This window comes from Streptomyces candidus (genome assembly GCF_014207445.1).
GTDB classification, from domain to species: Bacteria; Actinomycetota; Actinomycetes; order Streptomycetales; family Streptomycetaceae; genus Streptomyces; species Streptomyces candidus.
The window spans coordinates 106,980-133,584 of record NZ_JACHEM010000016.1; the positions used below are offsets into that span (position 1 = coordinate 106,980).

General features: G+C 71.6%; 23 protein-coding genes. 8 read left to right on the forward strand and 15 right to left on the reverse strand.

Features of this window, described 5'->3' with window-relative positions:
• Positions 1-40 precede the first annotated feature (40 nt).
• The 6 genes from HNQ79_RS27115 to HNQ79_RS27140 all read right to left on the reverse strand — a co-directional run bounded on the left by HNQ79_RS27115 (position 41) and on the right by HNQ79_RS27140 (position 6,011).
• Complete coding sequence (locus tag HNQ79_RS27115) at positions 41-583, reverse strand: DUF1697 domain-containing protein (protein ID WP_185035492.1); 543 nt, start codon at positions 581-583, stop codon at positions 41-43.
• Positions 584-686: 103 nt separating this feature from the next.
• Entirely contained in the window at positions 687-1,004 is a 318-nt protein-coding gene (locus HNQ79_RS27120) for a hypothetical protein (RefSeq protein ID WP_185035493.1), read from the reverse strand.
• Positions 1,005-1,068: 64 nt separating this feature from the next.
• The gene (locus HNQ79_RS27125) at positions 1,069-1,725 is read right to left on the reverse strand and encodes a LysE family translocator (protein WP_185035494.1); all 657 of its coding nucleotides are present in this window, start codon (positions 1,723-1,725) and stop codon (positions 1,069-1,071) included.
• A 177-nt stretch (positions 1,726-1,902) separates the two neighbouring features.
• The gene (locus HNQ79_RS27130) at positions 1,903-2,601 is read right to left on the reverse strand and encodes a response regulator (protein ID WP_229923444.1); all 699 of its coding nucleotides are present in this window, start codon (positions 2,599-2,601) and stop codon (positions 1,903-1,905) included.
• Between the two features lie 125 nt (positions 2,602-2,726).
• Positions 2,727-3,944 carry a sensor histidine kinase gene (locus HNQ79_RS27135; RefSeq protein WP_229923445.1) on the reverse strand — a complete coding sequence of 406 codons (1,218 nt, stop codon included), beginning with the start codon at positions 3,942-3,944 and terminating at the stop codon, positions 2,727-2,729.
• Between the two features lie 228 nt (positions 3,945-4,172).
• Positions 4,173-6,011: a DUF2079 domain-containing protein gene (locus HNQ79_RS27140; RefSeq protein WP_185035496.1), complete on the reverse strand. Its 1,839-nt coding sequence runs from the start codon at positions 6,009-6,011 to the stop codon at positions 4,173-4,175.
• Between the two features lie 147 nt (positions 6,012-6,158).
• Here HNQ79_RS27140 and HNQ79_RS27145 point away from each other — a divergent pair, with 147 nt between their 5' ends.
• Positions 6,159-7,214 carry a S66 family peptidase gene (locus HNQ79_RS27145; protein ID WP_185035497.1) on the forward strand — a complete coding sequence of 352 codons (1,056 nt, stop codon included), beginning with the start codon at positions 6,159-6,161 and terminating at the stop codon, positions 7,212-7,214.
• Between the two features lie 110 nt (positions 7,215-7,324).
• Here the strand turns inward: HNQ79_RS27145 and HNQ79_RS27150 are convergent, their stop codons facing one another.
• Complete coding sequence (locus HNQ79_RS27150) at positions 7,325-7,711, reverse strand: DUF5997 family protein (protein ID WP_185035498.1); 387 nt, start codon at positions 7,709-7,711, stop codon at positions 7,325-7,327.
• Between the two features lie 240 nt (positions 7,712-7,951).
• Here HNQ79_RS27150 and HNQ79_RS27155 point away from each other — a divergent pair, with 240 nt between their 5' ends.
• Positions 7,952-8,770, forward strand: a complete 819-nt coding sequence (locus tag HNQ79_RS27155) for a LysR substrate-binding domain-containing protein (RefSeq protein WP_221508212.1) — start codon at positions 7,952-7,954, stop codon at positions 8,768-8,770.
• A gap of 122 nt (positions 8,771-8,892) precedes the next feature.
• Here HNQ79_RS27155 and HNQ79_RS27160 read toward each other — a convergent pair whose 3' ends face one another.
• The gene (locus HNQ79_RS27160) at positions 8,893-9,894 is read right to left on the reverse strand and encodes a M56 family metallopeptidase (RefSeq protein WP_185035529.1); all 1,002 of its coding nucleotides are present in this window, start codon (positions 9,892-9,894) and stop codon (positions 8,893-8,895) included.
• A 4-nt stretch (positions 9,895-9,898) separates the two neighbouring features.
• Positions 9,899-10,441, reverse strand: a complete 543-nt coding sequence (locus HNQ79_RS27165) for a BlaI/MecI/CopY family transcriptional regulator (protein WP_185035500.1) — start codon at positions 10,439-10,441, stop codon at positions 9,899-9,901.
• A gap of 361 nt (positions 10,442-10,802) precedes the next feature.
• On the opposite strand from HNQ79_RS27165, the gene HNQ79_RS27170 reads away from it, so the two are divergent.
• Both HNQ79_RS27170 and HNQ79_RS34835 read left to right on the forward strand, forming a co-directional pair.
• A complete protein-coding gene (locus tag HNQ79_RS27170) occupies positions 10,803-11,993 on the forward strand; it encodes a cytochrome P450 (protein ID WP_185035501.1) in 1,191 nt (396 codons plus the stop codon).
• A gap of 5 nt (positions 11,994-11,998) precedes the next feature.
• Complete coding sequence (locus HNQ79_RS34835; RefSeq protein WP_185035502.1) at positions 11,999-12,328, forward strand: ferredoxin; 330 nt, start codon at positions 11,999-12,001, stop codon at positions 12,326-12,328.
• A gap of 211 nt (positions 12,329-12,539) precedes the next feature.
• Here HNQ79_RS34835 and HNQ79_RS27180 read toward each other — a convergent pair whose 3' ends face one another.
• The gene (locus HNQ79_RS27180; protein WP_185035503.1) at positions 12,540-13,169 is read right to left on the reverse strand and encodes a DinB family protein; all 630 of its coding nucleotides are present in this window, start codon (positions 13,167-13,169) and stop codon (positions 12,540-12,542) included.
• Between the two features lie 40 nt (positions 13,170-13,209).
• A complete protein-coding gene (locus HNQ79_RS27185) occupies positions 13,210-13,908 on the reverse strand; it encodes a TetR/AcrR family transcriptional regulator (RefSeq protein WP_185035530.1) in 699 nt (232 codons plus the stop codon).
• Positions 13,909-14,163: 255 nt separating this feature from the next.
• On the opposite strand from HNQ79_RS27185, the gene HNQ79_RS27190 reads away from it, so the two are divergent.
• Positions 14,164-15,639, forward strand: coding sequence for an MFS transporter (locus HNQ79_RS27190; protein WP_185035504.1), 1,476 nt, complete (start codon positions 14,164-14,166; stop codon positions 15,637-15,639).
• A 218-nt stretch (positions 15,640-15,857) separates the two neighbouring features.
• Positions 15,858-16,871: a LacI family DNA-binding transcriptional regulator gene (locus HNQ79_RS27195; protein WP_185035505.1), complete on the forward strand. Its 1,014-nt coding sequence runs from the start codon at positions 15,858-15,860 to the stop codon at positions 16,869-16,871.
• 28 nt (positions 16,872-16,899) lie between these two features.
• On the opposite strand, the gene HNQ79_RS27200 is transcribed toward HNQ79_RS27195, so the two are convergent.
• The 3 genes from HNQ79_RS27200 to HNQ79_RS27210 all read right to left on the reverse strand — a co-directional run bounded on the left by HNQ79_RS27200 (position 16,900) and on the right by HNQ79_RS27210 (position 20,621).
• Positions 16,900-17,928, reverse strand: coding sequence for a carbohydrate ABC transporter permease (locus HNQ79_RS27200; protein ID WP_373312543.1), 1,029 nt, complete (start codon positions 17,926-17,928; stop codon positions 16,900-16,902).
• The gene (locus tag HNQ79_RS27205; RefSeq protein ID WP_185035532.1) at positions 17,925-18,881 is read right to left on the reverse strand and encodes a carbohydrate ABC transporter permease; all 957 of its coding nucleotides are present in this window, start codon (positions 18,879-18,881) and stop codon (positions 17,925-17,927) included. Before HNQ79_RS27205 ends, HNQ79_RS27200 begins: the two co-directional genes overlap by 4 nt.
• A 417-nt stretch (positions 18,882-19,298) precedes the next feature.
• Positions 19,299-20,621, reverse strand: coding sequence for an ABC transporter substrate-binding protein (locus HNQ79_RS27210; protein ID WP_185035506.1), 1,323 nt, complete (start codon positions 20,619-20,621; stop codon positions 19,299-19,301).
• A 302-nt stretch (positions 20,622-20,923) separates the two neighbouring features.
• Between HNQ79_RS27210 and HNQ79_RS27215 the strand changes: the two genes are divergently transcribed.
• Positions 20,924-23,626: a glycoside hydrolase family 2 protein gene (locus HNQ79_RS27215; RefSeq protein ID WP_229923446.1), complete on the forward strand. Its 2,703-nt coding sequence runs from the start codon at positions 20,924-20,926 to the stop codon at positions 23,624-23,626.
• Between the two features lie 3 nt (positions 23,627-23,629).
• Positions 23,630-24,667 carry a LacI family DNA-binding transcriptional regulator gene (locus HNQ79_RS27220; RefSeq protein WP_185035507.1) on the forward strand — a complete coding sequence of 346 codons (1,038 nt, stop codon included), beginning with the start codon at positions 23,630-23,632 and terminating at the stop codon, positions 24,665-24,667.
• Positions 24,668-24,740: 73 nt separating this feature from the next.
• Here the strand turns inward: HNQ79_RS27220 and HNQ79_RS27225 are convergent, their stop codons facing one another.
• A complete protein-coding gene (locus tag HNQ79_RS27225; RefSeq protein WP_229923447.1) occupies positions 24,741-26,381 on the reverse strand; it encodes a cellulase family glycosylhydrolase in 1,641 nt (546 codons plus the stop codon).
• Between the last annotated feature and the right edge of the window lie 224 nt (positions 26,382-26,605).

Sequence of the window (26,605 nt, forward strand, 5' to 3'; positions counted from 1 at the left end):
GCCGCACCTGCCGCACCTGCCGCACCTGCCGCACGGTACTTCAGCCGCGGCCCGCCGCCTTCACGAGGCGCTCGATGGTGCCGGAGGTCCGTGTGGTGGCGGGGACCCCGGTCAGTCGCTCGATCTCCGCGTTGGGGTTGCCGCTCCTCGACGCGTCCCCGCGAACCACGCACAGTGCGAGGCCCTCGTACAGGGCCACCAGGTCGACGTCACCCTTCTTGTTCGTCCAGGGCAGGGAGTGCTCGACGGGCCGGCCGCCGTCGAAGAAGGTGAAGGTCTCGCGGTACGTACGACCGTCCACATGGCCCTGGAACGGTTTGCCGTCGAGGACCTCGACCAGGGAGTCGAGACTGCGGACCATGGCGACCTCGGTGTAGCCCGCCTCCGCTTCGAGCTGTCTGCCCGCCGCGGCGACGACACCCTCGGGGTCGTCGGCGGCGAACAGTACCGTCCCGTTTGTCTGGAACGACCTGACCGCGCGCCCTCCCGCCGCGGTCAGCGCCGCTTCGAGCGTCGCCCGCACCGGGCTTTTCGGGTGGCCGAGGTTCATGAACCGGTAGAAGACCACGGAGAGAGAATCCATGGGCGGCACCCTACGAGCCCATCGGCCGGAGCGCAGCGGGCCGGGCCCGGAACAATCGGCAGCGGGATCACGGGAACATCGGTACCGCTCCCCCGCCGGGCGGTCATTCCGTGTCGATGCCGGAGATCGCGGCGGGGCCCATCGGTGCGCTGTTCTCGTCGAGCCCGGCGGAGGCCAGTGCCGCGGTGCCGATGCGGCGGGCTTCCGTCTCGGCCTCGCCGCTGGTCGCCGCCTGTACTTCGAGACGGATGACGAACGTGGAGTTCTCCTCGTCGAGCGTGAACCGGTCGAGGTCCTCGTGCTCACCGAGGGCGGTGTGCCGGGGGTCGGCGGGGCTGAGTTCGCGAAGGAGTTCCGTGCGCGCGGCGGGGGTGAGCTCGCCGAGCAGGGTACCGGGGAGTGCGACGAGGTAAGTGGTCATTCTGGGACGGTACCCGGGCAGGGCGGGATAACTCGGTACGGTCGCAGGTCGGGGCGGTCCGCGCTCAGTCGGCGACGGCGACCCCTACGCCGATCCCGATGAAGAGGCAGCCGGTGATGCGCTCCCAGCGGCGTCGCACGGAGGGCCGGTCGAGAAGGGCGCGGAGCTTCGCTGCGACGGGGACGAGACCCGCCCAGTAGACGACGCCGACGGCGACGTCGAGAGCGCCCAGGAGGAAGATCTGGCTCGTGGTGGACGGGCCGCCGTGCTCGATGAACTGGGGAAGGACGCTGAGGAAGAAGAGGGCGGCCTTGGGGTTCAGAACATTGGTGAGGAAACCCTCGGTGAAGGCGGCGCGGCGGCCGAATGCGGCGGGAGCGGGCGCGGCACCGGATCCGTCGGGGGCGGCACCTGTCCTTTCCGGTGCGGGAGCGCTCCCGGAGCGGGCGGCCAGCAGGGCCCGTACCCCCAGGTACACCAGGTACGCCGCGCCCGCGACTTTGATGGTGGTGAAGACGGCGGCGGACTGAGCGGCCAGTACCGACAGGCCGAGTGCCGCGGCCAGCACGTGGACGCACAGACCGCTCTGCGCGCCGAGTGCCGCCGCACGGCCCAGCGCGGGACGCTGAGCCGCGGCCCGTACGACGACCAGGAAGTCCGGACCGGGTATCACGTAGGCGATCAGGACCACGCCGAGAAATCCTGCGAGATTGGCCGACACTGCACAACTCCGTTCTCCGACAGCGGTTTCGAAAGGAGAGGTAGAGGGGTGGGACGTACGGGGGCTGTTGCTCCGCAGGCGGCAGGCGTGCGGCCGGGGGGGCCGGGTACCTCGATCGGGGACGGCCAATCAGGCCTCGGCGCTCACCTTCCGTCCACCGATCACCCCGTCAGTGCGTCAGGCCCTTGGTCCTGGGTGATTCCCGGCTCGCGCGCCTGTCTCCTCTGCCGCACGGGCCGTGACGAGACCCGATTCGTAGGCGGCGATGACAGCTTGGGCGCGGTCGCGGACGGCGAGTTTGCCGAAGATGCTGGTGATGTAGTTCTTGACCGTGGAGAGGCTGAGGTCCATGGTGCGGGAGATTTCGGTGTTGTCGAGGCCGGTGGCCATCAGGCGCCACACCTCGACCTCCCGGGGGGTGAGTTGACGGGCCGGGGCCTCGGGGCCGGGCCGGGCGCCGACCGGGGTGCGTACGTAGGCGGCGATCAGCCGGGTGAGCAGGCGAGGCGCCACGGCGGCCTCGCCGGTGTGGACGGTACGGATGGCGGCGCTCAGGTCCTCCGGGGAACTGTCCTTGGGGAGGAATCCGTACGCCCCGGCACGCAGCGCACCCACGACGTACTCGTCCAGGTCGAAGGTGCTGAGGGCCAGGACCCGGCAGTCGGGCGCGGCGGTGGCGAGTTCCCTGGTGGCGTCCACTCCGTCGAGTACCGGCATGCGGATGTCCATCACCGCGACGTCCGGGGCGAGTTGGCGGGCGAGGGTGACGGCCTGCGCGCCGTTCTCTGCCTCACCCACGACCTCGACGGCGGGGTCGGGGGAGAGGATCAGCGACAGACCGCGGCGGACGAGGGGCTGGTCGTCGACGATCAGCACCCTGATCCTCCGCGGGGACGACGGGTGTGGCGGAGGTGTCACCGCTGGGTCCGGTCCGGCCTGGACCCCGGCCCCTGTCGGGCGGGTCCCGGTCCCCGCCCCTGGCGGACGGGCCCCGATCGCGGTCATGGGTGTGCTCCCTCGTGCGGTACGGCTGTTGCGGTGGTGGCGGCGGTAGCAGTGCGGGGCGTCGGGTCGGTCCGGCGGCCGGCAACGGGGCCTGTGCCGGTGTCACTGCCGGTGCTGGGGACGGGGCCGGGGCCCGCAGGGTCGGGGCCGCCCAGCGGGAGGGCGGCGACCACCGCGAACCCGCCGTCGGCCTGCGGACCGGTCGTCAGGGTGCCGCCGTGCAGGGCGACGCGTTCGCGCATGCCGAGGAGACCGTGGCCCGCCCGGGGTGCCGACGACGACCACTCCTGCGGCGGTACCATCCTGCCGTCGTCCCGTACCTCGACGGTGACCATTTCCTGACCGTACGTCAGATGTACGGTCGCTCGTGCGGCTCCCGCGTGCTTGCGGGTGTTGGTGAGGGCCTCCTGGGCGATGCGGAAGACCGTGAGCCCGACGGTCGGCGGCAGCGGACGGCGCTGCCCCCGCACGGTGAACCCGGTCGGCAGCCCCGCCCGGCACGACTCGGCCACCAGGCGGTCGAGGTCGTCGGCGCCGGGCTGGGGCAGCGCGGGCAGGGTCTCCGGCTCGTCGTCGGCCCTCAGCACGTCGAGGAGTTGGCGCATGTCGCTCAGTGCCAGCCGTCCGGAGGACTCCAGGGTGACCAGGGCTTCGCGGGCCACTTCCGGGCGGGCGAGGTTGGCGCGGGCCCCGCCGGCCATCAACTGCATGGTGGTGATGTGGTGGGCCACGATGTCGTGCAGTTCCCGTGCGATGCGGCGGCGTTCGTCGGACACGGCACGCTCGGCGAGGAGTCTGCGGTTGGCCGCCGCTTCCCGTTGCCAGCGGTTCACCACCAGGGCGGCACCGGCGACGATCAAGGCGGTGAGGAAGGGGGAAACGGCTTGCTGCCAGGGCGGAATCCGGCCGTAGTGCTGGCTCAGCAGCATCAGCGACGCCGTGCCCCCGGCCGCGACCGCGCTCACCCGGCCCGTACAGGCCCGCACGACCGCGTACAGGGCGACCACCAGAACCGCGCCGAAATGGCTGGGCAGCGGAACGACCACGGAGGCCGTCACGTCGAGTGCCAGCACGGCGGCGAGCGCCGGCACCGGGTGTCGGCGCCGGACGAGGAGCGGCACGGCGGCCAGCGCGACGAGGAGGAGCCCGGCCGCGCTGACGTCGTGCGGGCCGTCGGCGTCCTTGAAGAACACGTAACTGAGAAGGTTCAGCACGCACGCCCCACCGGCCACGAGGGCATCGTCGCGGGTACACGGCACCCCGGGGCGGCCGAGGGGCCCGTGGCTGTCGAGACGTCGGGGACCGTCGGGACACGACGGCTTGCGGGCGTCGCGCCTCACTGTGCGTCGGCTCCTGGGCATGTCTTCCCCCGCTTCCCGGCCGCTCCGGCCCCCGGGACAGGGTGGCACAGCGCTTACCTACCGACCGGGTGCGGGGCTGCGTCAGCCGAAGAGCCGGCGGCCGACGCCCCTGGGTACCTCGTCGTTGACGGGTGTGCTGCCGGGGCCCGGGAGGCGGCTGCCGGGGACCGAGGTGTCCGGGGTGGGTTTCTCCAGGAGGTGGACGCCGTGTTCCTGGTAGACCGTGCGGTAGCCGTTGTCCTCCAACAGGGCGACGCGATCGCGTTGTTGCTGGACGTCGGCGAAGGGGAAGACGCGTTTCCCGGTGCTGACGATCACCCAGTCCGCGTTGCGGGGAACACGGTCGAGGAGCATCACTTTCGTACGGGCGGTCAGTCGGGGCGCTATGTAGTTGTCCGCCTCCACCGTCGCCCCGCCCGGTACGAGTGCGGCCGCTTTCAGCATGGCTCGCGCGGGTTCGTCCGGCTTCCAACTGCGTGGGTCGGCGAGGTCGCCCGCGCCGGAGACCAGGAACCCGGCCAGCACCGCCACTGCCGTCGCCGCGGTGGCCGCCCGGCCGGCCGGCCGAGCGGAACGGCCGACGTCCCAGCGCTGCTCCTGCGCCCGGCGCAGGATCTTCCCGGCGGTTTCCAGGGAGGCCGCCACGAGTACGGGCCAGAGGAACGCACCGTAGTGGTTGACCGCCTGCCAGTGGTTCTCGTTGTCCGAGAAGAGACGCTCGGCGAGAAGAGGGAGCGCGCAGAGGGTCAGGGGCGAGCCCAGGGGGAGGAACAGCAGACTGCCGAACGTCCAGAGCAGGAGAAGGGATTTGGTCACGGGGGTGAGGGCTGTGCCCAGCGTGTCCAGCGGTTGCAGCACGACGAAGGCCAGGGCTTCCGACGGGCCGGAGCCCAGCCGCCCGTACTGCCAGTAGAAGCCGGGGCTGCCGCCCATCGCGGGGACGGCGACGGAGATCGCCAGCAGTGAGGCGAGGAACCCGGCGCCCAGCAGCACCAGCCCGCAACGGAACCCCGCACCGTCCCCGCTCCCCTTCCCGCCTCGGCGGGAGCGTACGGCCAGGACCGCGCCGAAGGCGGCGACGACGAGCCCCAGGTCCTCCTTGGTGAGGCAGAGCAGTGCACCCGCCCACAGGGCGTGCCCGTACTGCCGTCGCCCGGCCCGCTCGAAGAGGAGGAGCAACAGCGGCACCGCGAAGGCCACTTCGTGGAATCCGGCGCGGCCGGCGAAGAGCAGCGGGGCGCCGAGCGCGTACACGAGGCAGGCGGCCCGTACGCAGTTGCGCGCCACCCTCGGCGGGAGCAGCCTGCCCATTTCCGCGCGGGCCAGCCGGGCCACCAGCGGAACACCCAGGGCGAAGAGGAGGGCCTGGGCCACCAGCAGGACCCGCGGGTCGTTCCACAGCCAGTACAGGGGTGCGAGGAGCACGAGGATCGGCGAGAAGTGGTCCCCCAGCAGAGAGAATTCCGGGGGGTATTCGTGGTGCACGTTCTTGATGGTCGAGCGCGGGAGTTCGAAGCGGGCGTAGGCGCGGATGGCCTGGTCGAAGAGGCCGAAGTCGAATCCGCCGAGCCTGAGCCGTTCGTACTGCTGGAGCGCTACCGCGAGTCCCAGCGCGAAGCAGAGGAGGGTGATCGCGAGAATCCCGCCACGGCCGGACCGCAGGGCCCACCTGGCCCCGGTCCGCCAGGAGTTCCAGAGGTCCTCCGCGGTGCGCCGGCCCGGCACACCGGGCGCGGCATGCGGGCCGACAGGCCGTTGCGGCCCGTCGATACGCCTTCCCGGTCCGTCCCGTACGAGGTGCCCGTCCCGTTCCGGGTGCCCGTCCCGCACTGCGTACCCGCCCCGTACCTGCCCCGCGTCCCGTACGTTGCCCCCGCTCCGTACGTGCGTGGACGCGTGCCCCTCGCGTCGCTGCTCCATGCCTGTTTCCCCCACGCCGTCCCCGCTCCCAGCACCCGGTGCCAAGTACCCCGTACCGAGCACCCCGTACCGAGCACTCCGTACCCCGGTGTCCGACTGCGGAGAATACCCGTCGACGCTCGCCGACCCCCCTCATATCCTCGGCACATGACGCCCTCCGCACTGCCCGTGTACCCGCCCAAGCCCGCTCCCGGGGACCGTCTGGCGATCGTCTCGCCCTCCTCCGGGCTCCCCGGGGTCCTTCCGCTGCCGTACGAGCTCGGGCTCGACCGGCTGCGCAAGGAGTACGGGCTGGAACCGGTGGAGTATCCGGCGACCCGGAAGATGGGCGCCACGCCGCAGGAGCGGGCCGACGACCTGCACGCGGCGTTCGCCGATCCGACGGTGAAGGCGGTGATGGCGAGCATCGGCGGCGACGACCAGATCACCGTACTTCCGCTGCTGGACCGGGAGTTGCTCCGGGCGAACCCGAAGCCCTTCTTCGGCTGGAGCGACAACACGAACCTGCTGCTGGCCCTGCGCAACCTCGGCATGGTCACCTACCACGGCGCGTCCGTGATGTGCGAACTCGGCCGCCCCGGCGCCCTGCACCCGCTGACCGCCGACTCGATCCGCGCGGCGCTTTTCACCCACGGTCCGTACGAGATCCGCCCCGCCGACCGCTTCCGCGACACCGACAAGGACTGGTCGGACCCCGCCACCTTCACCGCCGAGCCCGAGATGCGGCCCGCGGGCGGCTGGACCTGGCACGGCCCGCGGAAGGTGGCCGAGGGGCGGACGTGGGGCGGGAACCTGGAGACGCTTGCCCAGCTGCTGATGGCCGACCGCGAGATCGAGCGCGACCCGGCGGCGTACGAGGGGGACGTCCTCTTCCTGGAGACCTCCGAGGAACTCCCCGCCGCCGAGAAGGTGTTCCGCATCCTGCGCAGCATGGGTGAGCGCGGCCTCCTCGCCCGGTTCTCCGCACTCCTGATGGGACGCCCCAAGACGTGGTCCTTCGACCGCCCGAACTCCCCTGGCGAGAAGGAGAGTTACGCCGCCGGACAACGTGAGGCGGTACTGCGCGCGCTCGACGCGTACGCCCCGCAGATGCTCGCCGTCCTCGACGTGGACCTCGGCCACACCGACCCGCAGGTGGTGATTCCGTACGGCGGCGAGGTACGGGTCGACGGGTACGAGCAGCGGATCACGGTCACGTACTGAGGGCGTCCCCCCCCCCGGGCATGCGAAAGGCGCCGCCGAGCGGACTCGGGGGCGCCTTCGTACGTGCGGAGGAGGCACGGAACCGGCCCCGGCAAGGCGGGACCGGCGTTCTACTCGGCGTTCTTCTCCGCGTTCTTCTCCTTGATGCGGACCGTTTCCTTGCGGACCTCGGCCTGAACGGCGCGCTCCTTCTGCAGCCACTCCGGGTTCTCGTCCTTGAGCGCGTCGATCTGCTCGGTGGTCAGCGGCTCGGTGACACCGCCGCGGGCGAGGCCGGAGATGGAGACGCCGAGCTTGTTCGCCACGACCGGGCGGGGGTGCGGGCCGTTCGCGCGCAGGTCCTGGAGCCACTGGGGCGGGTCGGTCTGGAGCGCGTGCAGCTCGGTGCGCGAGACGACACCCTCCTGGAACTCTGCGGGGGTGGCCTCGAGGTACACACCCAGCTTCTTCGCCGCGGTGGCGGGCTTCATGGTCTGGGTGCTCTGGTGCGACGTCATGCCGTCAAGGGTATCGAGCATGTGCGCTACCGCTTACCACCCGGGCTGCCGCCGCCCGGTGCGCCGACCCGCCCTCCGCCATCGCTCCGCCGTGGCTCCGCAGGGCCCTCCGCCGGTCGTCGCCACGCCCTCGGCCGGTAATCTGGCCACGTGACAGGCTCGGAAGCACCCTCCTCCCCCACCGCCCCCGCCTCCCCGGACGCCGCCGCCGGCACCTCCCCGGCCGGCCCTTCGTTCCGGCTGGCGTACGTCCCCGGCGTGACTCCCACGAAGTGGGTGCGGATCTGGAAGGAGCGGCTGCCGGACGTCCCGCTGACCCTGGTCCCGGTGACCCCCGCGGAAGCGTTCGGGGTACTGCGCGGGGGCGGCGCCGACGCCGGTTTCGTACGGTTGCCGGTCGACCGTACGGACCTCAGCGCGATCCCGCTGTACACGGAGACCACCGTCGTCGTGATCCCCAAGGACCACGTCATCGCGGCCGTCGAGGAGATCACGGCGGACGACCTCGCCGACGAGCTGGTCCTCCATCCGCTGGACGACACCCTCGACTGGGAGCGGCCGCCGGGCGTGGCCGCGAACGAGCGGCCCGAGACCACCGCGGACGCGATCGAGCTGGTGGCGGCGGGCGTCGGCGTACTCGTCGTACCGCAGTCGCTGGCCCGTCTGCACCATCGCAAGGACCTCACGTACCGCACGGTGACCGGCACCCCCGAGTCGCGCGTCGCGCTGTCGTGGCCGCAGAGCGGGTCGGGCGAGCCGCCGGAGCTGGTGGAGCACTTCATCGGGATCGTGCGGGGCCGTACGGTCAACAGCACCAGGGGCCCGTCCCTGCCCGCCGCCTCCGCCGGATCGAAGGGCGCGGCGAAGGGCAGGGGTTCCGACGGCAGGGGTTCCGACGGCGGGGGCGGTGCGAAGAAGTCCTCGGCCGGGAAGTCGGCAGCGGGCGCCAGGGGCGGCAAGCAAGCGCGCGGTGCTTCCGGCGGCGGCAAGGGCGGCGGCAAGGCCACTGCCAAGAACAGCGGCAAGGGCGGCGCGAAGCGCGGAAAGCCCCGCCGGTAGAGGCGATCCGGTAGGGCCGGTGCCGCGGGGGAGGCGATCCGGCCGGATCCGCTTCCGAAGCGCGCACCGAGAGCCGGACCCTGCCGCCGAGGTGCCAACCCGCCGCGGCCCTCCGCGGGGCCTCATCCCAGGCTCGCCGCCTCCAGTACGCAGAAGAGTGCGACGGACGCGTTGAGCGCCGAGAAGGTGGAGGCGGCGGTTCCGGCGGCAGCGACGAGGGTGGCGGTGGCGATGCCCGCGCCGGTGAGCGCGGGAGGCCACCCGTTGGCGGGCGGGAGGGGGCCGAGGAGGGCCGCCACCCGGCGCGGCACCGGTCCTGTCGCGGCGAACGCGGGAAGGCCCGGGAAGGCGGTGCGGCCGGGGCGGGCGCGCGAGCTTGGACGCGGTGTGACGAGGGCGGCCTTGGCCACGGCTCGGGCGGTCGTCCGCCGGTCCCCGGTCGCCGCCGCGGCCTCTTCGTCGGCCCAGCGTTCGGTGCAGTACGTGACGGCCTCGCGCAACGGCCGCAGCAGCGGGTTCGCACAGCCGGCCAGCTGTACGGCGAGCAGCAGCCGGTGGTGGCGGGCGACGAGGTGGGCGCGTTCGTGGGCGAGCAGGGCGTGTCGCTCGGCGTCGGTGAGGGCGGCGAGCATGCCTGTGGACACCAGGATCCGGCCGGGGCGGCGGGGTGCGCCGGACAGTGCGCCCCCGCGGGGCGCGCTGGGCAGTGCGTACGCGTACGGCTCGTCGTCCCGGAGGACCGCGACCTCCGAATCCGTCCCGAGACCCGACAGTGCCCGGTGCGCCTTCGCCCGGTAGCGGCGGTGCCGGAGCAGCACGCCCGCCCAGGCCGTCAGGACGGCCGCGAGCGCTCCGATGGACACCTTCCCGGTGACCTCGTCGTACGGTACGGCCGCCCGCACCTCCGGGTCCGACCAGCTGTCGGGCAGCGGGTTGCCGGGCAGCTGGGCCGTTCCGACGACCACGAGCAGAGCGAGACACACGGTGCTGCACACGGCGAGGATCGCGGCCACGGCGGTGAGCAGACGGGCGGCGGTACGCGGATGCAGGTGCTGCTCGGCGAGCCGGGCCACGGGCAGCGCGGTGAGCGGCAGCACGAGCGGCAGATAGACGAAGACCCCCACCGGCTCAGCGCCCCCGACCCTCTGGACCGCCACGCCCCTCGGCTTCGCCCCCGCCGCCGCTCCCGCCGTCGCCACCGCTTTCGGCGAGCAGGGAACGGAGCAGCCGTTCGTCCTGCGTCGACAGCCCCGACACGAAGCTGGACAGTACGGCGTCCCGGTCGTCCTCCCGGTCGAGCAGTTTGCGCATCCGCAGGGCGACCAGTCCGGCCCCGTCCGCGACCGGCGTCCACTCGAAGGACCGTCCGGCGCGGGAGCGGGTGACGGCTCCCTTGTCGTACAGCCGGCTCAGGATCGTGATGACGGTGGTGTACGCGAGGCCCCCGCCGAGGCGTTCCTGCACCCATGCGGCGGTCACCGGCCCGGCCGCCGTCCCGAGCACGGCGAGCACCTGACCCTCCAACTCCCCTTGCCCTCGCCTGCGTTCCCGGGCCCGCGCCCCTTCCGCGGTGTCCGCGGCGTCCGTCGCGTCCGCGCCGCCCGTACCGCCCGTGACGCGCGCACTGTCCGTACCGCCCGTGCCGCTCGCACCGTCCGTGCCGTCTGTCATACCGGTGCCTTTCTGCTGCTCTGCCGTTGCGCTGCTGCTGTGGTGTCCCGCTCGGTCCCGGCATTCGCATCCCCGTACGGACATCGGAGCATCGTACTCAAGCCGCCCGCACGCGTGGCCCTGTCGCGGGTTCGCCCTGCGTATCCCCCGTGCCGCGGCTGCACCGGACCGGCGTACGAAGACGGTCAGCCGACCTCCTCCGGACCACATGATGCCTTCATGCGCCAAGGTGGCCTTGTCGCGGCATCAAAGTGGTGTCACACTGGCAGCACGAGCAGGAGGGGGTGTCTCCTCGACAACCAACTCGCCCTGTTCGCTGCCTACTTGGCCGCACCCAACGGCCGCTCCCCCTGGAGGATCCATGCAGAACCAACCCGTGACCCTCCCCATAGCGCGCGCCGCCGGCTGTCCCTTCGACCCGGCCGCCGGACTGGACCGGCTGCGCGCCCGGGACCCCCTGGTGCGCATGAGGTTCCCCGACGGGCACGTCGGCTGGCTGGCCACCGGGTATGCCACTGTGCGCGCGATCTTCGCGGACCCCCGCTTCAGTTCCCGGTACGAACTCCTGCACTACCCGTACGCGGACATCGGCCAGTTGCCGCCCGCGCCCGTCGGGGACATGACCGGAATGGACGCCCCCGAGCACACTCGCTTCCGGAAACTGCTGATGGGCAAGTTCACGGTCCGCCGGATGCGGGCGCTCACCTCACGCGCCGAGGAGATCACCACCGAGTGCCTGGACGCGATGGAGTTCAAGGGCGGTCCGGTGGACCTGGTGGAGGCGTTCGCGCAGCCCCTGCCCGCGCTGATGATCTGCGAACTGCTGGGGGTCCCGTCCGCCGACCGGGGCTACTTCCAGCAGCAGGCCGAGCAGTTGACCACTCTGGTCACCGACCAGCAGGCGCAGGCCGACGCGATGAACTCACTCATGGGGTACATGAGCGACCTCGTCCTGGCCAAACGCGCCGCGCCCACCGACGACCTGCTCGGCGACCTGACCACCAGCGACCTCACCGACGAGGAACTCACCGGCGTCGGCGGCTTCCTGCTGGGCGCGGGGCTCGAAACCACCGCCAACATGCTCGCCCTGGGGACGTTCGCCCTGCTCAGCAACCCGGACGAGTGCGCCGCCCTGCGCGACGATCCGGCTCTCGCGCCTCAGGCCGTCGAGGAGCTGATGCGTTACCTCACCATCGCCCACACCACGATGAAGTCGGCGCGGGAGGACGTGGAGCTGGACGGCAAGGTGATCAGGGCGGGCGAAACCGTCGTCATGTCCATCGACGCGGCCAACCGCGACCCCCTGCGCTTCCCCGACCCCGACACCCTCGACCTCACCCGCAGGGCCACCGGCCACCTCGGCTTCGGGCACGGCATCCACCAGTGCCTGGGCCAGCAGCTCGCCCGCGTCGAGATGCAGGTGGCCCTCCCCGCCCTCGTCACCCGCTTCCCCAACCTTCGCCTGGCCACGGACCCCGAGCGGATCCCCCTGCGCACGGGCCGGAACATCTACGGGGTGCACAGCCTTCCCGTGACCTGGGACGAGGTGTAGGCGGGATGGCCAGGGACGACCTCGCCGGAACGCACGACGGCGCCCAGCCCGGCCCACGCGCCGACCTTGCCCAGTCCGACGTACCCGCCCAGCCCGGCCCACACGCCGGCCTTGCCCAGTCCGACGTACCCGCCCAGCTCGACGTACGCGCCGACCGAACCCGCTGCGTCGGCTCCGGGATGTGCGCGCTGACCGCCCCCGAGGTGTTCGACCAGGACGAGGAGGAGGGCCTCGTCGTCCTTCTCCGGACCCGCCTGCCCCGCCGGTCCCCGCATGCCGACGCGGCCCGGGAGGCGGAGGGGCTGTGCCCGGCGGAGGCGATCAGGGTGGGGTGAGCGCGGACGCGGGTCGCACCGCGACGGGCCGGCCACCCGTACCGCAGCCCGCAACGGGCCGGTGTCCCGTACCCGCGCCCGGCCCATGTCCCGTACACGCCGCCCGGCCCGTGTTGTCGTCCCGCCCGCCGCAGCCGTGCGGCCGTGGCGGCCTGTCCCCGCACCGGTGCGGGGCCGCAGGCAGGGCCTGTGCACCGCCCGGCCCGCGCGGTCACTCCTCGTTCGCCGCCGCCTCCTTCGCCACCCCTTCCAGCCGCTCGCGGTACTTCTCCCACGACAGGCCCGGGGGGAGGTTGTCGTTGCTCTCCTGCAAGCCCGTCGCCCCGTCGATGAGTTCGCGGACGATGTCGGCGTGACCGCCGTGCCTGTTGGTTTCGGCGAGCATGTGGATGAGGATGCGGTGCAGCGTCACCTCGTTGCGTTCCGCCGGCCAGTGCGGGACCCGGCCGACGGAGTCCCAGTCGAGGGCCTCGATCGTGGCGTCGGCGTGCGCGCACGCCTTGCGGTACAGGCCGACGATGTAGTCGCGGGGCTCGTCGGCGCGGGCCCACATGTCCACGGTCGGGTCCTCGTCGAACTCCTCCAGCCACGGCATCGGTTCGGCGAACGGCTTCCCGAAGGTGTCGCCGAAGTACCCCGTCTCACAGCCTGCCAGGTGCTTGAGCAACCCCAGCAGGTTGGTGCCGGTGGGCGTGAGCGGTCGGCGCGCGTCGTACTCCGACATTCCCTCAACCTTCCACAGCAGAGCCTCCCTTGCGGCCTTGAGGTAGTGGTGCAGGTCCTGCTTGGGGTCCCTTCCGGCGGAGTCGAGTGCGGCGCGTGAGCCAGTCGTGTGCGTCATGCCGTACACCTTCGCACCCGCCACTGACACCCGGCCCCGATCAGGCTCCCGCCCCGGACCCGGCCCCGCCGCCCGGCTGGGTGTTCCGCCTCCGTCGGTCCAGCACCCCCGCCCGCGCCCCGGCCAGCGCCGCAGCCGCCGCGCGGTCCGCCGCCGCCTCGTCCAGCGTCTCGCCGGTGTTCAGGAACGCGTAGTACAGCGGCGCGGAGACGGCCGCGACGACCCGGTGCGGATCAGTGCCCGCGGGGAGTTCGCCGCGCTCGACGGCGTCGGTGACGCAGCCCGCCCATTCGTCGATGCGTACGGCGTAGAAGCGGTGGAGGGCCTCGGCGGCCTGGTCGTTGCAGAGCGAGGCGGCGATCAGCGCCTTGAAGAGGCGGCCCTGGCGGGGGTCGGTGAGGGTCTGCACGACGAGGCGTGCGTTCTCCTGGAGGTCCGTCGCGGCGCTGCCCGTCCGGGCCCGCGGGAGGGACTGCTCGGCCATGTCGTCGAGCAGGTCGGCTGCGAGGGCTCCCGGGGTGCCCCATCGGCGGTAGACGGTCGTCTTGCCGACGCCCGCGAGGCGGGAGATCTCCGCGAGGTCGAGAGCGGCGAAACCGTGCGCGGACAGGACGTCCTCCGCCGCCCTGAGGACGGTCTCGCGCACGCGGGCGGTGCGGCCGCCGGGACGGACGGTGCCGGGCTGCACCGTGCCGGGCCGGTCGGCACCGGGCCGGACCGTGCCGGAGCCGGTGGGCATGGCAGGCGGCCGGGAAAGGCCGGGCTCGGCCCGATCCCCCGGACGGGGGGTCCCCGGGTGGGCCTGCGTACCGGGCCGGGCGGGCTTTGCGGGTTCCGTCATTGCGGGCTCCTTGGGCGACGGGGGACGGCGGAGGACACGAGCACAGGACCACTCTAATCGGAACCGGGGTTCCCTTACCGGGAGGACCGGTGCTACGTTTCCGGCGTAACGGAACCCCAGACCCGTTTAAGTCTCCGAAAGGACCCCTCCGCCATGTCCAGCACCGCAACTCCCCCTCCCGCCGCAGACGTTCACCCGGCCGCCCCGTCCGGGTCCCCCACCCGCGATGCCCCACCGCAACGCCTCACCCCCCGACTCAAACTCGTCCTCGCCGTCCTGCTCGTCGCCCAGTTCATGCTCGCCGTCGACTTCTCGATCCTGAACGTCGCTCTGCCCGCCATCGGCGACGGCCTCGGCTTCTCCCTGTCCGGCCTCCAGTGGATCGCCACCTCCTTCGCGCTCAGCGCCGCGGGCTTCACCCTCTTCTTCGGCCGCATCGGCGACCTGATCGGCCGCAGGCGGATCTTCCTCGCCGGCCTGGCACTCCTCGGCCTGTCCTCCCTGGTCGGCGGTCTCGCCACCAGCCCGGAAGTACTGCTGACCGCCCGCGTCGCCCAGGGCCTGGCCACCGCCGCCGCCACCCCGGCCGGGCTGGCCCTGCTCACCACGGCGTTCCCCGAAGGCCCACTCCGGCAGAAGGCCCTCGGTCTCAACGGGGCACTGATGTCCGCGGGGTTCACCGCGGGCGCGGTCCTCGGCGGGATGCTCACCGACCTGCTCTCCTGGCGCTGGGCGTTCTTCGTCAACGTGCCCGTCGCCCTCGCCGTCCTGTTCGTCGCCCCCGCCGTCATCAAGGAGTCCCGTCCGGCCGGACGGCCCCGCCTGGACCTGCCCGGCGCGCTCTTGGTCACCCTCGGCCTGCTGAGCATCGTGTACGGCCTCACCCAGGCCGGGGAGCACGGCTGGACCCACCCCGTCGCACTCGCCGCCCTGCCGGCCGGCGCCGCACTCCTCTTCGTCTTCCACCTCGTCGAGCGCAGGGCCGCCCAGCCCCTCGTACCGCTGCACGTCCTCAGGAAGCGCACCGTCGCCTGGGGCAACGTGCTGGGCCTGATCGCGTTCGTCACCGAGACGTCCCTCGTCTACCTGCTCACCCTCTACCTGCAGAAGACCCTCGGCTTCTCCGCCCTCACCGCCGGGATCTCCTTCGTCGTCCTGGGGCTGGGCACGGTCGTCGGCGGCGTCCTCGCGTCCCGCGTCATCGCCCGCACCTCCACCCGGACCGCACTCGTCGGCGGCGGCCTCCTGCAGGCGGGCTTCACCGCCGTCCTGCTCCTCCTGGGCCCGACGACCGCTTCCATGGCCCTGCTGCTGCCCGCCACGTTCCTCGGCGGCATCGGCAACATGCTCGTCATCGTCGGCTTCATGGTCACCGCCACCACCGGCCTCCCCGACCACGAGCAGGGCCTCGCCACCGGCCTGGCCACCATGTCCCAGCAGGTCGGCATCACCCTGGGCACCCCGATCATGTCCGCGGTCGTCGCCGCCTCCACGGCGGGCGTCGCCACCGCCGGCGCGATCCACCACGGCGTCACCGTCGCCATCGCCGTGAACGCCGCCCTGGTCCTCCTCGGAGTGCTGGTCGCCGCGGTGTTCCTCCGTACCGACAAGTCCGCGGGGCGGGCTTGACGGCCGCCTGCACGACGGGGCGCGGACCTGGTCCCCCAAGGGTCCGGACCCTCCGCGTGCCCCGTCCGCACGAGCGGATCGCCCGCCCCGGCCGGCCGCCGCCCCGGGCGGACGACATGGGGCGCGGTTCCCGGCGGTAAGGTCGGGTCGGCATCGCACCGGCACGACATCGGACCAGCACGGACCCAGGGGGGTGGCGCGTGAAGCGGCGGCCGACCATGACGGACATCGCCCAGCGCGCCGGAGTCTCCAAGGTGGCGGTGTCGTACGCGCTCAACGACCAGCCCGGGGTCTCGCCGGCCACCCGTGCCGCGATCAAGTCCATCGCCGAGGAGCTGGGCTGGCGCCCCAACAGCGCAGCCCGCGCCCTGACCGGGGGCCGGGCGCAGACGGTCGGACTGACACTGCGAAGGCCCCCGCGGACCCTCGGGGTGGAGCCGTTCTTCATGGAGTTCATCAGCGGTGTCGAGAGCGTGCTCTCCGCGCGGTCGTACGCCCTGATGCTTCAGATGGTCGACTCCCAGGACAAGGAGATCGAGGTGTGCCGCCGCTGGTGGGGCGAACGGCGGGTCGACGGAGTCCTGTTGACCGACCTCAGGGCCGACGACGACGCGCGCGTGCCCGCGATCGCGGCCCTCGGGCTGCCCGCCGTGGCCATCGGACCGCCCGACGTGTCCGGTCCGCTGCCCGCCGTCTGGTCGTACGACGGAGAGAGCGTCCACGAGATCGTCCGTTACCTCGCCGTGCTCGGCCACCGCCGGATCGCCCGGGTGGCGGGGGCCGCGGAACTGGCCCACACCCGGGTCCGCGACGCCGCACTGACCGCCGCCTGCGCGGAGGCCGGCATTCCCGAGGCCACCGTGATCCACACCGACTACACCGGTGACCAGGGCGCCCGCGCCACCCGCGCCCTGCTGATCGCCGCCGAACGGCCGACGGCGATTGTCTTCGACAACGACATCATGGCGGTCGCCGCGCTGTCCGTCGCCCAGGAGCTGGGACTCTCCATCCCCGCCGACCTGTCGGTCGTCGCCTGGGACGAGTCGGCGCTCACCCAGGTCGTACGCCCGATGCTGTCGGCGGTGACGCGGGACATTCCGGCGTACGGAGCGCGCGCCGCACAGGCACTGCTCGCGGTGATCGAGGGCGAGGAGGTCGCGGACATCCGCGACGGGTACGCCCGGTTCGTGCCCCGGGGGAGCACGTGCCCGCCGCCGGACGCGGCGCCCTGAGCCGTACGCACTCCGCCGCCCGGCGGGCCTACTTGGTCGCCCCCTGGGCGAACCCGTTGTAGATCCAGCGCTGCAGCAGCAGGAAGATGATCAGAGTCGGCACGATGACGAGGATCGCGCCCGCCGAGATCGCCTCCCAGTGCGCGCCGAAGGGCCCCTTGAAGCGGAACAACGCGGTGGAGATGGTGCCCAGTTCCTCGCTGTGCAGGTAGAGGAACGGGATGTAGAAGTCGTTGTACGTCGTGATGCCCTTGATGATCACGACCGTGGCGATCGCGGGCTTCAGCAGCGGGAAGATGATCTTCCGGTAGATCGTGAACGCGTTCGCTCCGTCGAGGCGGGCCGCCTCGTCCAGCGAGGTGGGGATCGAGCGGATGAACTGGAGGAAGATGTAGACGGAGACGATGTCGGTACCCATGTAGAGCAGGATCGGCGCCCACCGCGTGTCCACCAGGCCGAAACCGTTGATGACCTGGAAGGTCGCCACCTGGGTGGTGACGCCGGGGACCAGGGTCGCGACGAGGAAGAGGACCATCACGAGCCGCTTGCCCCGGAAGTCGAAGCGGTCGACGGCGTAGGCGGTCATCGAGCCGATGAGCACCGTGCCGCCGATGGCGAAGAAGAGGATGAACGCCGTGTTCCCGAAGGCCACGAGCATCTTGCCCCGGGTGAACGCCGTGACGTAGTTGGACAGGTTCAGCCAGTTCCCCGGGAGCGACAGCGCGCTCCCGCCGCTCACCTCCTGCGAGGTCTTGAGCGACGTGAGGAACACGACGGCCAGGGGCAGCAGGACCACCAGCGTCGCGAGCACCAGCGAGAGGTACGTCAGCGCGGTCCCCGTCGCAGGGACGCGCCGCCGGCGGACCGGCGCGGGAACGGCGGCCGCACTCCGTGCGGGGTGCGGGGCCCCGGCCGCCCGGCCCGTCGCACGGTCCGTCCCTTCGGTCGTCCCACGGCCGGCTGTCCCAGGGCCGGGCGCCCCAGGACTGGCGGCCCCAGGGCGGGTCGTCGTAGGGCCGGTCGTCGTAGCGTCCGCGGTCCTGCGGTCCGTGGTCATACGAGGTCCACCTTGTCGTCGGGCACGAGCCGCCGCTGGATCCAGGTGATCAGCAGGATGATCGCGAGGAGCACCACCGCCGCGGCCGAGGCCAGGCCGGTCTTGTTGAACTGGAAGGCGAGCTTGACGGTCTGGATCACGAAGGTCGACGTGCCGGTGGCGCCGCCGGTCATGATGTACGGAATCTCGAACACGGACAGCGAGCCGGAGACCGCCAGGATGACGCTGAGGCTGATGACCGGCTTGATGCTCGGGGCGATGAGGTGGCGGAACTGCTGCCACTTGCCCGCCCCGTCGAGTTCGGCGGCCTCGTACAGCTCCGCCGGTACGGACTGGATCGCGCCCAGGAACAGGACGAAGTTCAGCCCGGTGAACCGCCACATGGAGACCCCGGCGAGGGAGACGTTGGCGGAGGTGGGGTCGCCGAGCCACGCGTGGTCGCTGCCGAATCCGGCCCAGGACAGGACGGAGTCCAGCGTTCCGCCGTCTTGGAAGAAGTACAGGAAGACGAAACCGATCGCGACGCCGTTGATGAGATAGGGGAAGAAGAGGATCCCCTTGAAGAAGTTCCGGAAGCGGAGGTTGAAGCTCAGCACGGCCGCGAAGTAGAGCGCGACCGCGATCTGGACGGCCGAGGCGGCGAGGTAGTAGCCGCTGACGAAGAAGACCCGGAACAGCTCGGGGCGGGTGAAGATCTGGACGTAGTTGTCGACACCCGTGGCGTCGCGGGTGGGACTCACGCCGTCCCAGTCGGTGAAACTGTAGGAGACCATGCTCGCCACGGGGACGTATGTGAACGTGACGAGCCGCGCCAGCGGAATCGCCAGGAACAGCCACGGCGTCAGCTGCCGGACCGGCGACCGGTGCCAGGAACGCCCGCTCCCGGCGCCGGAGTCGGCACCTCCGGAACCACCGGAACCACCGGCGCCCCGGCGGCCTCCCCCGGGGGACATCCCGGCCCACCGCGGCTTCTCCGCCCCCGGCGACCGGCTTCCCCCGGCGCGCCCGGAGGCGGAGTGCGTTGTCTCAGTCATGTCGGCCTTTCGGGGTCCGGGCCCGGCTCCGGTTCGGTCCGGGACGGCGCCGGTACGGGGTCGAGGTCAGGAGGTCGGGACGGGGAACGAAGGCCTCGGAAGGACAGGTGGGGAGCGCGGTTCTGGACGGGGCGGGGAGCGGAGGCGGGGAGCGAGGGCGGGGCGGGAGGGATGCCGGGCCGATGGACGTGCCGGGCCCATGGGCGTGGCCAGCCCGTGCCGGGCCGGTGGGCGTCCCGCGTGCGGGACCCTCGACACCGCCGCGCACACGGTGGCCCTCGCGTCCGGCCGTGGGCACCCGCGCCGGATACGCCGATGCAGGCCCACGTACCTCCCTCAGGAGCCCGCCGTCCTCGCCGCCTCGTCCCACTTCTTGTTCAGGCCCGCGAAGTAGTCCTGGAGCGTGCCGCCCTCGACGCCCCGCGCCGTGTCGACCAGCTTCTGCCGGTAATCGGGCTTGTTCAGGCCGATCTCGGCGGCGTTGTCGATGTCATTGACCTGCGCCGTCTTCGCCTCGGAGCGCTCCACGAACGTGACATCGTTGTCAACGAAGTCCTTGAGCGTGCTGGGCATGGGTGCCGCCTTCACCACCGGCACCGCGCCCTCCTTCTCGGAGTAGCCGGACTTCTCCGAGAACCAGTCGACCCAGGCGCGGGCAGCCGCCTTGTTCTCGGAGTGGGCACTGACCGCCTGCTGGTAGTCGGACGTCACGGTCGCGCAGAACTTCCCGCCCCGCTGCACCGGGAAGGGCATGAAGCCGATGTCGGCGGGCGAACCGCCGGCCTCCTTCGCCGCGTTCTGCATCTGGGTGACGGCCCACGAGCCAAGCATCATCGAGGCGATCTCACCTTTGGCGAGGCGGGACTTGGACGCCTCCCAGTTGGTGGTGGTCGGGTCCTTCTCCACGAGGCCCTGCTTCACGGTGTCGTGCAGGAGGGTGTCGACGGTGTGCAGTTCGCCGCCCTCCTTCCACGGGGAGACCGCCCCGGCGAGGTTGTCGGCGGCCTTCGCGTCGCAGGTCACCGAACCGACGTTGGACGTCCACTGGACCAGCGGCCAGCCGTCCTTGAAGTTGGTGTAGTACGGGATCGCACCGGTCTTCGCCTTGACGGCCCTCAGTGCGGCGAGGAACTCCTGGGGCGTCTTCGGCCACCCGGTGAGGCCCGCCTTCTTCCAGACGGCCTTGTTGTAGACGAAGCCGTTGGCCGTGCCGAACTGGGCTGTGCCGTAGACCTTTCCGCCGACATCGGTCTTGTCGCTGAAGCGGTACTTCTTCGACAGCTCGGCGGTCGGGCCGAAGGGGGCGAAGAACTTCGGGTAGTCGTTCTTGGCGACCACGGCGGGAATCATGAGGACGTCGCCGTACTGATCGGTGTTCATCCGGATCTTCACCTCTCCCTCGTAGTCGGTGATGCCCTCGAACGTCACCTTCACCTTGGGGTAGAGCTTGTTGAACTCCTTCGCGTACGCCTCCATGTCCCCGTTCTGCACGAGGTCGGTGCGCGGCGTGAGGACCTTGATCCCGCCCGTCACCGAACCGGGGTCGGAGGGCGCGGCGGCCGTCTCGCCGGTGGCACCGCCCCCTCCGCCGCATGCCGCCACGGTCAGCATCACGGCGCTCGCAAGCGTGCCCGTGCGGGCCCTCGACTTCTTCCCCATTGCCCGACTCCTTCAGGGTTGCGGCTCCGGTCCACTGGCTCTGCTGGTGCTGCCGGTGGGTTGTCGGCACTATGGCAGCCACAAGTGAACCGGTAAAGTAAAAGATTCGTCCGCGATACACAATCGTTACCGGGCAGTCCCCAAAACCCCCTCCACAGAGGGAAGTTCGCGACATTGTCACTTCCTCGGACAACTGAAACGTCACTTCACCGGTTCATGGACAGACCGGTGATCAGCCAGCTAGCCTGCCGCTCCACACGCACCGTCCCCGCCTTCCGGCCGGCGAAGAGGAGCCGCACACCATGAAGGACGTCATACAGCTGACCGAGGGCTGGAGCCTGCGCCACGAGGACGCGCTGCTCCCGGCCCGCGTCCCCGGCTGCGTCCACGCCGACCTGCTCGACGCCGGGGTGATCCCCGACCCGTTCATCGGCCGGAACGAGCACAAGACCGCCTGGGTGGGCCGCCAGGAGTGGTCCTACGAAACGGCGTTGACGCACGGCACGGGGCCGGCGCACACCGCAGCGTTGGCATACGACACGGGGCCGGCGCAGGTCACCGAGTTGGCGTACGACGCGGAGTCGGCGTACAGCAGCACATCGGACATCCCGCAGACGGCCCCGCATCAGCCCAGGGCCTGCGCGCCCACAAACCACGAGACCTCCGGCCACGGCAGCACGCTGCACGAGCGGGTCGGCCGCAAGCCCACCGCCGACGGGCACACCGCCGGCGAGCCCGCCGTCCACGAGCGCACCGACCTCGTCTTCGACGGCCTGGACACCGCCGCCGAGATCCTGCTCGGCGGCGAAAGCCTCGGCACCACCCGCAACATGCACCGCATCCATCGCTTCGACATCACCGGCCGTACGGGGCGGCTGGAGGTCCGCTTCGGTTCGGCGTACGAGGAGGCCGACCGTGTGCGCGCGCTGACCGGTGAGCGGCCGAACGTCTACCCGGAACCGTTCCAGTACATCCGGAAGATGGCCTGCTCCTTCGGCTGGGACTGGGGACCGACCGTCGTGACGGCGGGCATGTGGCGGCCCGTACGGCTGGAGCGCTGGTCCACGGCGCGGCTCGCCGAGGTGCGCCCGCTGGTCACCGTCGCGGACGACGGGACCGGTGCGGTGGAGGTGCGGCTGCGGGTCGAGCGCACCGAGCACGGCACGGGCCGCTCGCTGACCTGCCGGGCCTCGGTCCGCGGGGGCAAGGACAGCGGGGCGGCAACCGGCACCCACTGCGACGTCACCTTCGACGGCGACGAGGCCGTACTGCGCCTGGAGGTCCCCGAGGCCGGGCTCTGGTGGCCGCGCGGGTACGGCGAACAGCCGCTGTACGACCTCGACCTCCACCTGTCGAGCGACGCGGGCGTCCCCCTGGATCGCTGGCACCGCCGCATCGGCTTCCGTACCGTCGGGATCGACCGCTCCCCCGACGCCCACGGCACCGGGTTCACGTTCGTCGTCAACGGGGTGCGGATCTTCGCCCGTGGCGTGAACTGGATACCCGACGACGTCCTGCCCTCCCGCGTGACCCCCGAGCGGTACCGCACCCGGCTCACCCAGGCCGCCGAGGCCAACGTCGACCTGGTACGCGTCTGGGGCGGCGGCATCTACGAGGACGACGCGTTCTACGAGATCTGCGACGAGCTGGGCCTGATGGTCTGGCAGGACTTCCTCTTCGCCTGCGCCGCGTACCCCGAGGAACAGCCCTTGCGCGGCGAGGTCGAGGCCGAGGCACGCGACAACGTTGTCCGGCTCATGCCGCACCCGAGCCTGGTGCTGTGGAACGGCAACAACGAGAACCTGTGGGGCTTCCGCGACTGGAACTGGGAGCAGCCACTGGCCGGTGACTCCTGGGGGGAGGGGTACTACCTCGGACTGCTCCCCCGGATCGTCGCCGAGCTCGACCCGACCCGCCCGTACGCGGCGGGCAGCCCGTGGTCCGGTTCCTGGGACCACCACCCCAACGATCCCCGGCACGGCACGTACCACTCCTGGGAGGTGTGGAACCGTCAGGACTACGCCGAGTACCGGGCCAACACCCCTCGTTTCGTTGCCGAGTTCGGCTGGCAGGCACCGCCCGCGCTCGCCACTCTCCGCCGCGCCCTGCCCGGTGAGGACCTCGCCCCCGGCTCCCCCGGGATGCTGCACCACCAAAAGGCCGAGGACGGCAACGGCAAGCTCAACCGGGGCATCGAACGCCACTTCCGCCCTCCCGTGTTCCCGGGCGGCGACTTCGACCGCTGGCACTACCTCGCCCAGGTCGTCCAGGCCCGTGCCGTGTCCGCGGGCATCGCGCACTGGAGGGCGGGCTGGCCGCTGTGCGCGGGCACCGTGGTCTGGCAGCTCAACGACTGCTGGCCGGTGAGTTCCTGGTCCGCGATCGACGGCGACGGCCGGCTCAAACCGCTCCACCACGAGCTGCGCCGGGTGTACGCGGACCGGCTGCTGACGCTCCTGCCCCACGGTGCGGACGACGAGGGCCCGGTGGTGGTCGTCGACAACCAGTCCGCCGCCCCGTGGCACGCCTCGGTCACCCTGCGCCTCCTCTCCGCCGACGGTACGGTCCTGCGGCGGGCCGTCCTCGACGTGGCGGCCGGTCCCCGGTCGGTCGTACGGACACCCGTACCGGCGCCACTGCGGCCCGCGACGGGTTCCGTCAAGGAGTTCCTGGTGGCCGACGCGGACGGTCTCCGGGACGTGCAACTCCCGGTCGCGGAAAAGGATTTCGCTTACCAGCCGGCCCGCTACGACGTGCACGTCCAGCCCGTTCCGGGCCGGGCCGACGCGCTGGAAGTCCTGGTCACCGCCGGGTCCGTCCTACGCGATCTCCTCCTCCAGCCCGACCGGCTCGGCACCGCCGCCCGCGCGGACCAGGGCCTGCTGACGCTGCTGCCCGGCGAGCAAGCCCGGATCAGGGTGTCCGGCCTGACCGAGGACGAGGCCGTGACCACGGCCGACGAGAGCGCGGTACGCGCTGCCCTGTTCACCGTGAACGCGGTCTGACGAGTGACCTCGCACGCCGCCACCCCACGCATCACCATCAACGACGTCGCCGCACGGGCCGGGGTGTCGAAGGGTGCGGTGTCCCTGGCGTTCAACAACCGGCCCGGCGTCTCCCCCGCCACCCGCGAGCGGATCTTCGCTGTGGCGCGGGAACTGGGCTGGGCACCGCACCGGTCGGCCCGCAGTCTGGCCGGCCGCCGGGTGGACATCATCGGGCTGGCGGTGTGCCGCCCCGCCCGGCTGCTCGGGCTCGAACCGTTCTACATGGAGTTCCTCTCCGGCATCGAGAGCGTGCTGACGGAACGCTCCTGCTCGCTGCTGCTGCGCCTGGTGCGCGACCTCGACGAGGAGATCGCACTGTACGAGGAGTGGTGGCGGGGCACGATGATCGACGGGGCCGTCCTGGTGGACTTCCACCGGGAGGACCCCCGGATCGCCCCGCTGCGGGCGCTCGGGCTGCCCGCCGTCGCCGTCGGACACCCCTCCCTGACCGGGGGTTTTCCTTCCGTCTGGACCGACGACGCGTCGGCGGCAGCCGATGCGGTGCGCTATCTGGCAGCCCTCGGCCACCGGCGCATCGCACGCGTCGGCGGCCCGGCCGGGCTGGGACACAGCCGCATCCGGGCGGACGCGTTCGAGGCAACCATGGCCGAACTCGGGCTGGACGGACGCCGACAGGTAGCCACCGGATTCGCGGGAGAGGAGGGGGCACGGGCGACCCGCGCACTGCTGATGCTGCCGGACCGGCCGACGGCCATCGTGTACGACAACGACATCATGGCCGTCGCGGGCGCGGCGGTGGCATCCGAGATGGGGCTCGCCGTACCGGACGACCTCTCCCTCCTCGCCTGGGACGACTCCCAGCTCTGCCGCCTCACCCACCCGCCGCTGTCGGCCATGAGCCATGACGTGCACCGGTTCGGCGCGCAGGTGGCACGCACCCTGTTCGGGGTCATCAACGGCTCCCACACGGGCTCGCTCCAGGTGCCGACGCCGTCCCTGACACCACGCGGCTCGACGGGCCCGCCACGACGGCGATGAGGCGGCTTGCGGGACGGGGGTCAGGGCCGGCACGGCCTGGGGCGGCGCGTCTGAGACCGCTTCTGTCGTTTCGTCAGGTGCGGTTGCAGAGTTGTCCGTTGAGGGCGAACGCCGTGGGGTTGGCGCTGCCGCCGGCGGAGGTGGCGGAGAGGCCGAAGCTCACCGTGCCACCGGCAGGGATCGTGCGAGTCCATTGCTCGTGCGTGACGCGCACCTGCTTGCCCTGCTGCACGGCCTTGGCGTTCCACGCGGAGGTCAGGGTCTGTTCGCCGGGAAAGGCGAAGTCGAGCTGCCAGTCCTCGACCGCCCGGGCACCGGTGTTGCGGACGGTGACGTGGGCGTTGAAGCCGGACCCCCAGTCCTCCAGCCGGTAGTCGACCGCGCAGGTGCCGGTGGCCGGGACGTCGGCGGTGGTAAAAGTGACCGCGGCCGAGCGCGGGGAGCGGTTGCCGGCCGCGTCGCGCGCGTACACGCCGTAGGAATGGGCGGTGGCCGGCGCGAGCCCGGTGAGCGTGGTGCCGGTGGTCGCGACGCTGGACACCGGCGTCTCGCTCGTACCGTTGACCCGGACGACGTCGTAGGTGGTGACGCCGGTGTCGTCGGTGGCGGCGGCCCAGTCGAGGCGGGCGCCGTCGGACGTCACGGCGGAGACGACAGGTTTTCCGGGCGCGGTGGGCGCGGTGGTGTCGCCACCCGGCGAACCTCCGAAGATGCTCGCCTCGCGGGAGGTCTGCTTGATGCCGTCGGGGCCGTTGAAGAGGCGCTGCCCCCAGGGAGTGAGCCGGGCCGCGTCGAAATCGGTCGCCATGTCGAGGTATTCGACGCCGCCGCCGTTGCCGCTCCAGGACCAACCGAGGTAGCCGAGGTTTAGCGTGCGGGCGGTGGCGAGGATGGCGTCCTCGTCGGGGTTCCCGTCCGAGTGGTCGTGCCCGAACTCGCCGACCACGAGCGGAAGTCGGCGGGAGACGAAGCTTTGCAGGTAGTCCCGTACCTCGGCGGCGGTGTCGTACACGCCGTACATGTGGACGGAGAAGACGGTGTTGCGCAGCGGGTCGGCGGCAAAGACTTCGGGGGCGTTGTTCCGCATGGTGGCGGTGTGGTCCTGCCCCCAGTTCGGGGCGTCCACCATGATGCTGTGCCGGAACCCGGCGGCCCGCAGGCGGGTCACGGCGCTCTTGGTGTCGGCGGTCCAGGCAGCGTAACCGGTGTTGCCGTGCGGCTCGTTGCCGATGTTGAGGACGACGTACTTCTCCTGGCCCTTGAGCGCGTTCTGCACCTCGGTCCAATAGTCGACGGCCTTCGCGAGCGGGACGGCGCCCGCCTGCTCGCCGTAGCCGGTGGTGTCGTGCGCCTCAAGGACGCAGACCAGCTTGTTCGTCCTGCACTGGGCGACCACGTCGGCGACGTCGGCGGTGCCGTTCTTGGTCCACCGGTCGCCCGTGCTGAGGACGACTCGTACGGAGTTGGCGCCGAGCGCCTTGAGGTCGGCGAGGGCCTGCCGGGTCCTGGTGGTGTACCAGGTGTGGGCGTGGTTCACGCCGCGGAAGACGAAGTCGTTGCCATTGGCGTCCAGGAGACGCCCGTCCCGGACGTGGAACCCGGGCTCGGCGTCCGCCGCGACGTCGACTGCGTTGGCCGCAGGGGCAGCCGTTGACACGGAGGCGGCAAGGGCCAGCAGCGCTCCGGCTGCGGTGGCCAGTTTCATTCTGCTCATGTGGTGCTCCCAACTCGACGGGGCGGGGGCGCAGTGCAGGAGGCCATGCATGGGGCACGGGATACGAGGTACGACATGCGCGATACGAGATACGCCATACGAGACACGGCGCACGACATAGCAGGTACGAGGTACGAGACACGAGATCGGGGATCGCGGATACGACCCGCCGCACGAGTGGAGAGATTAGGACGCCGAACCCGACCACACAACACTCGCAACAT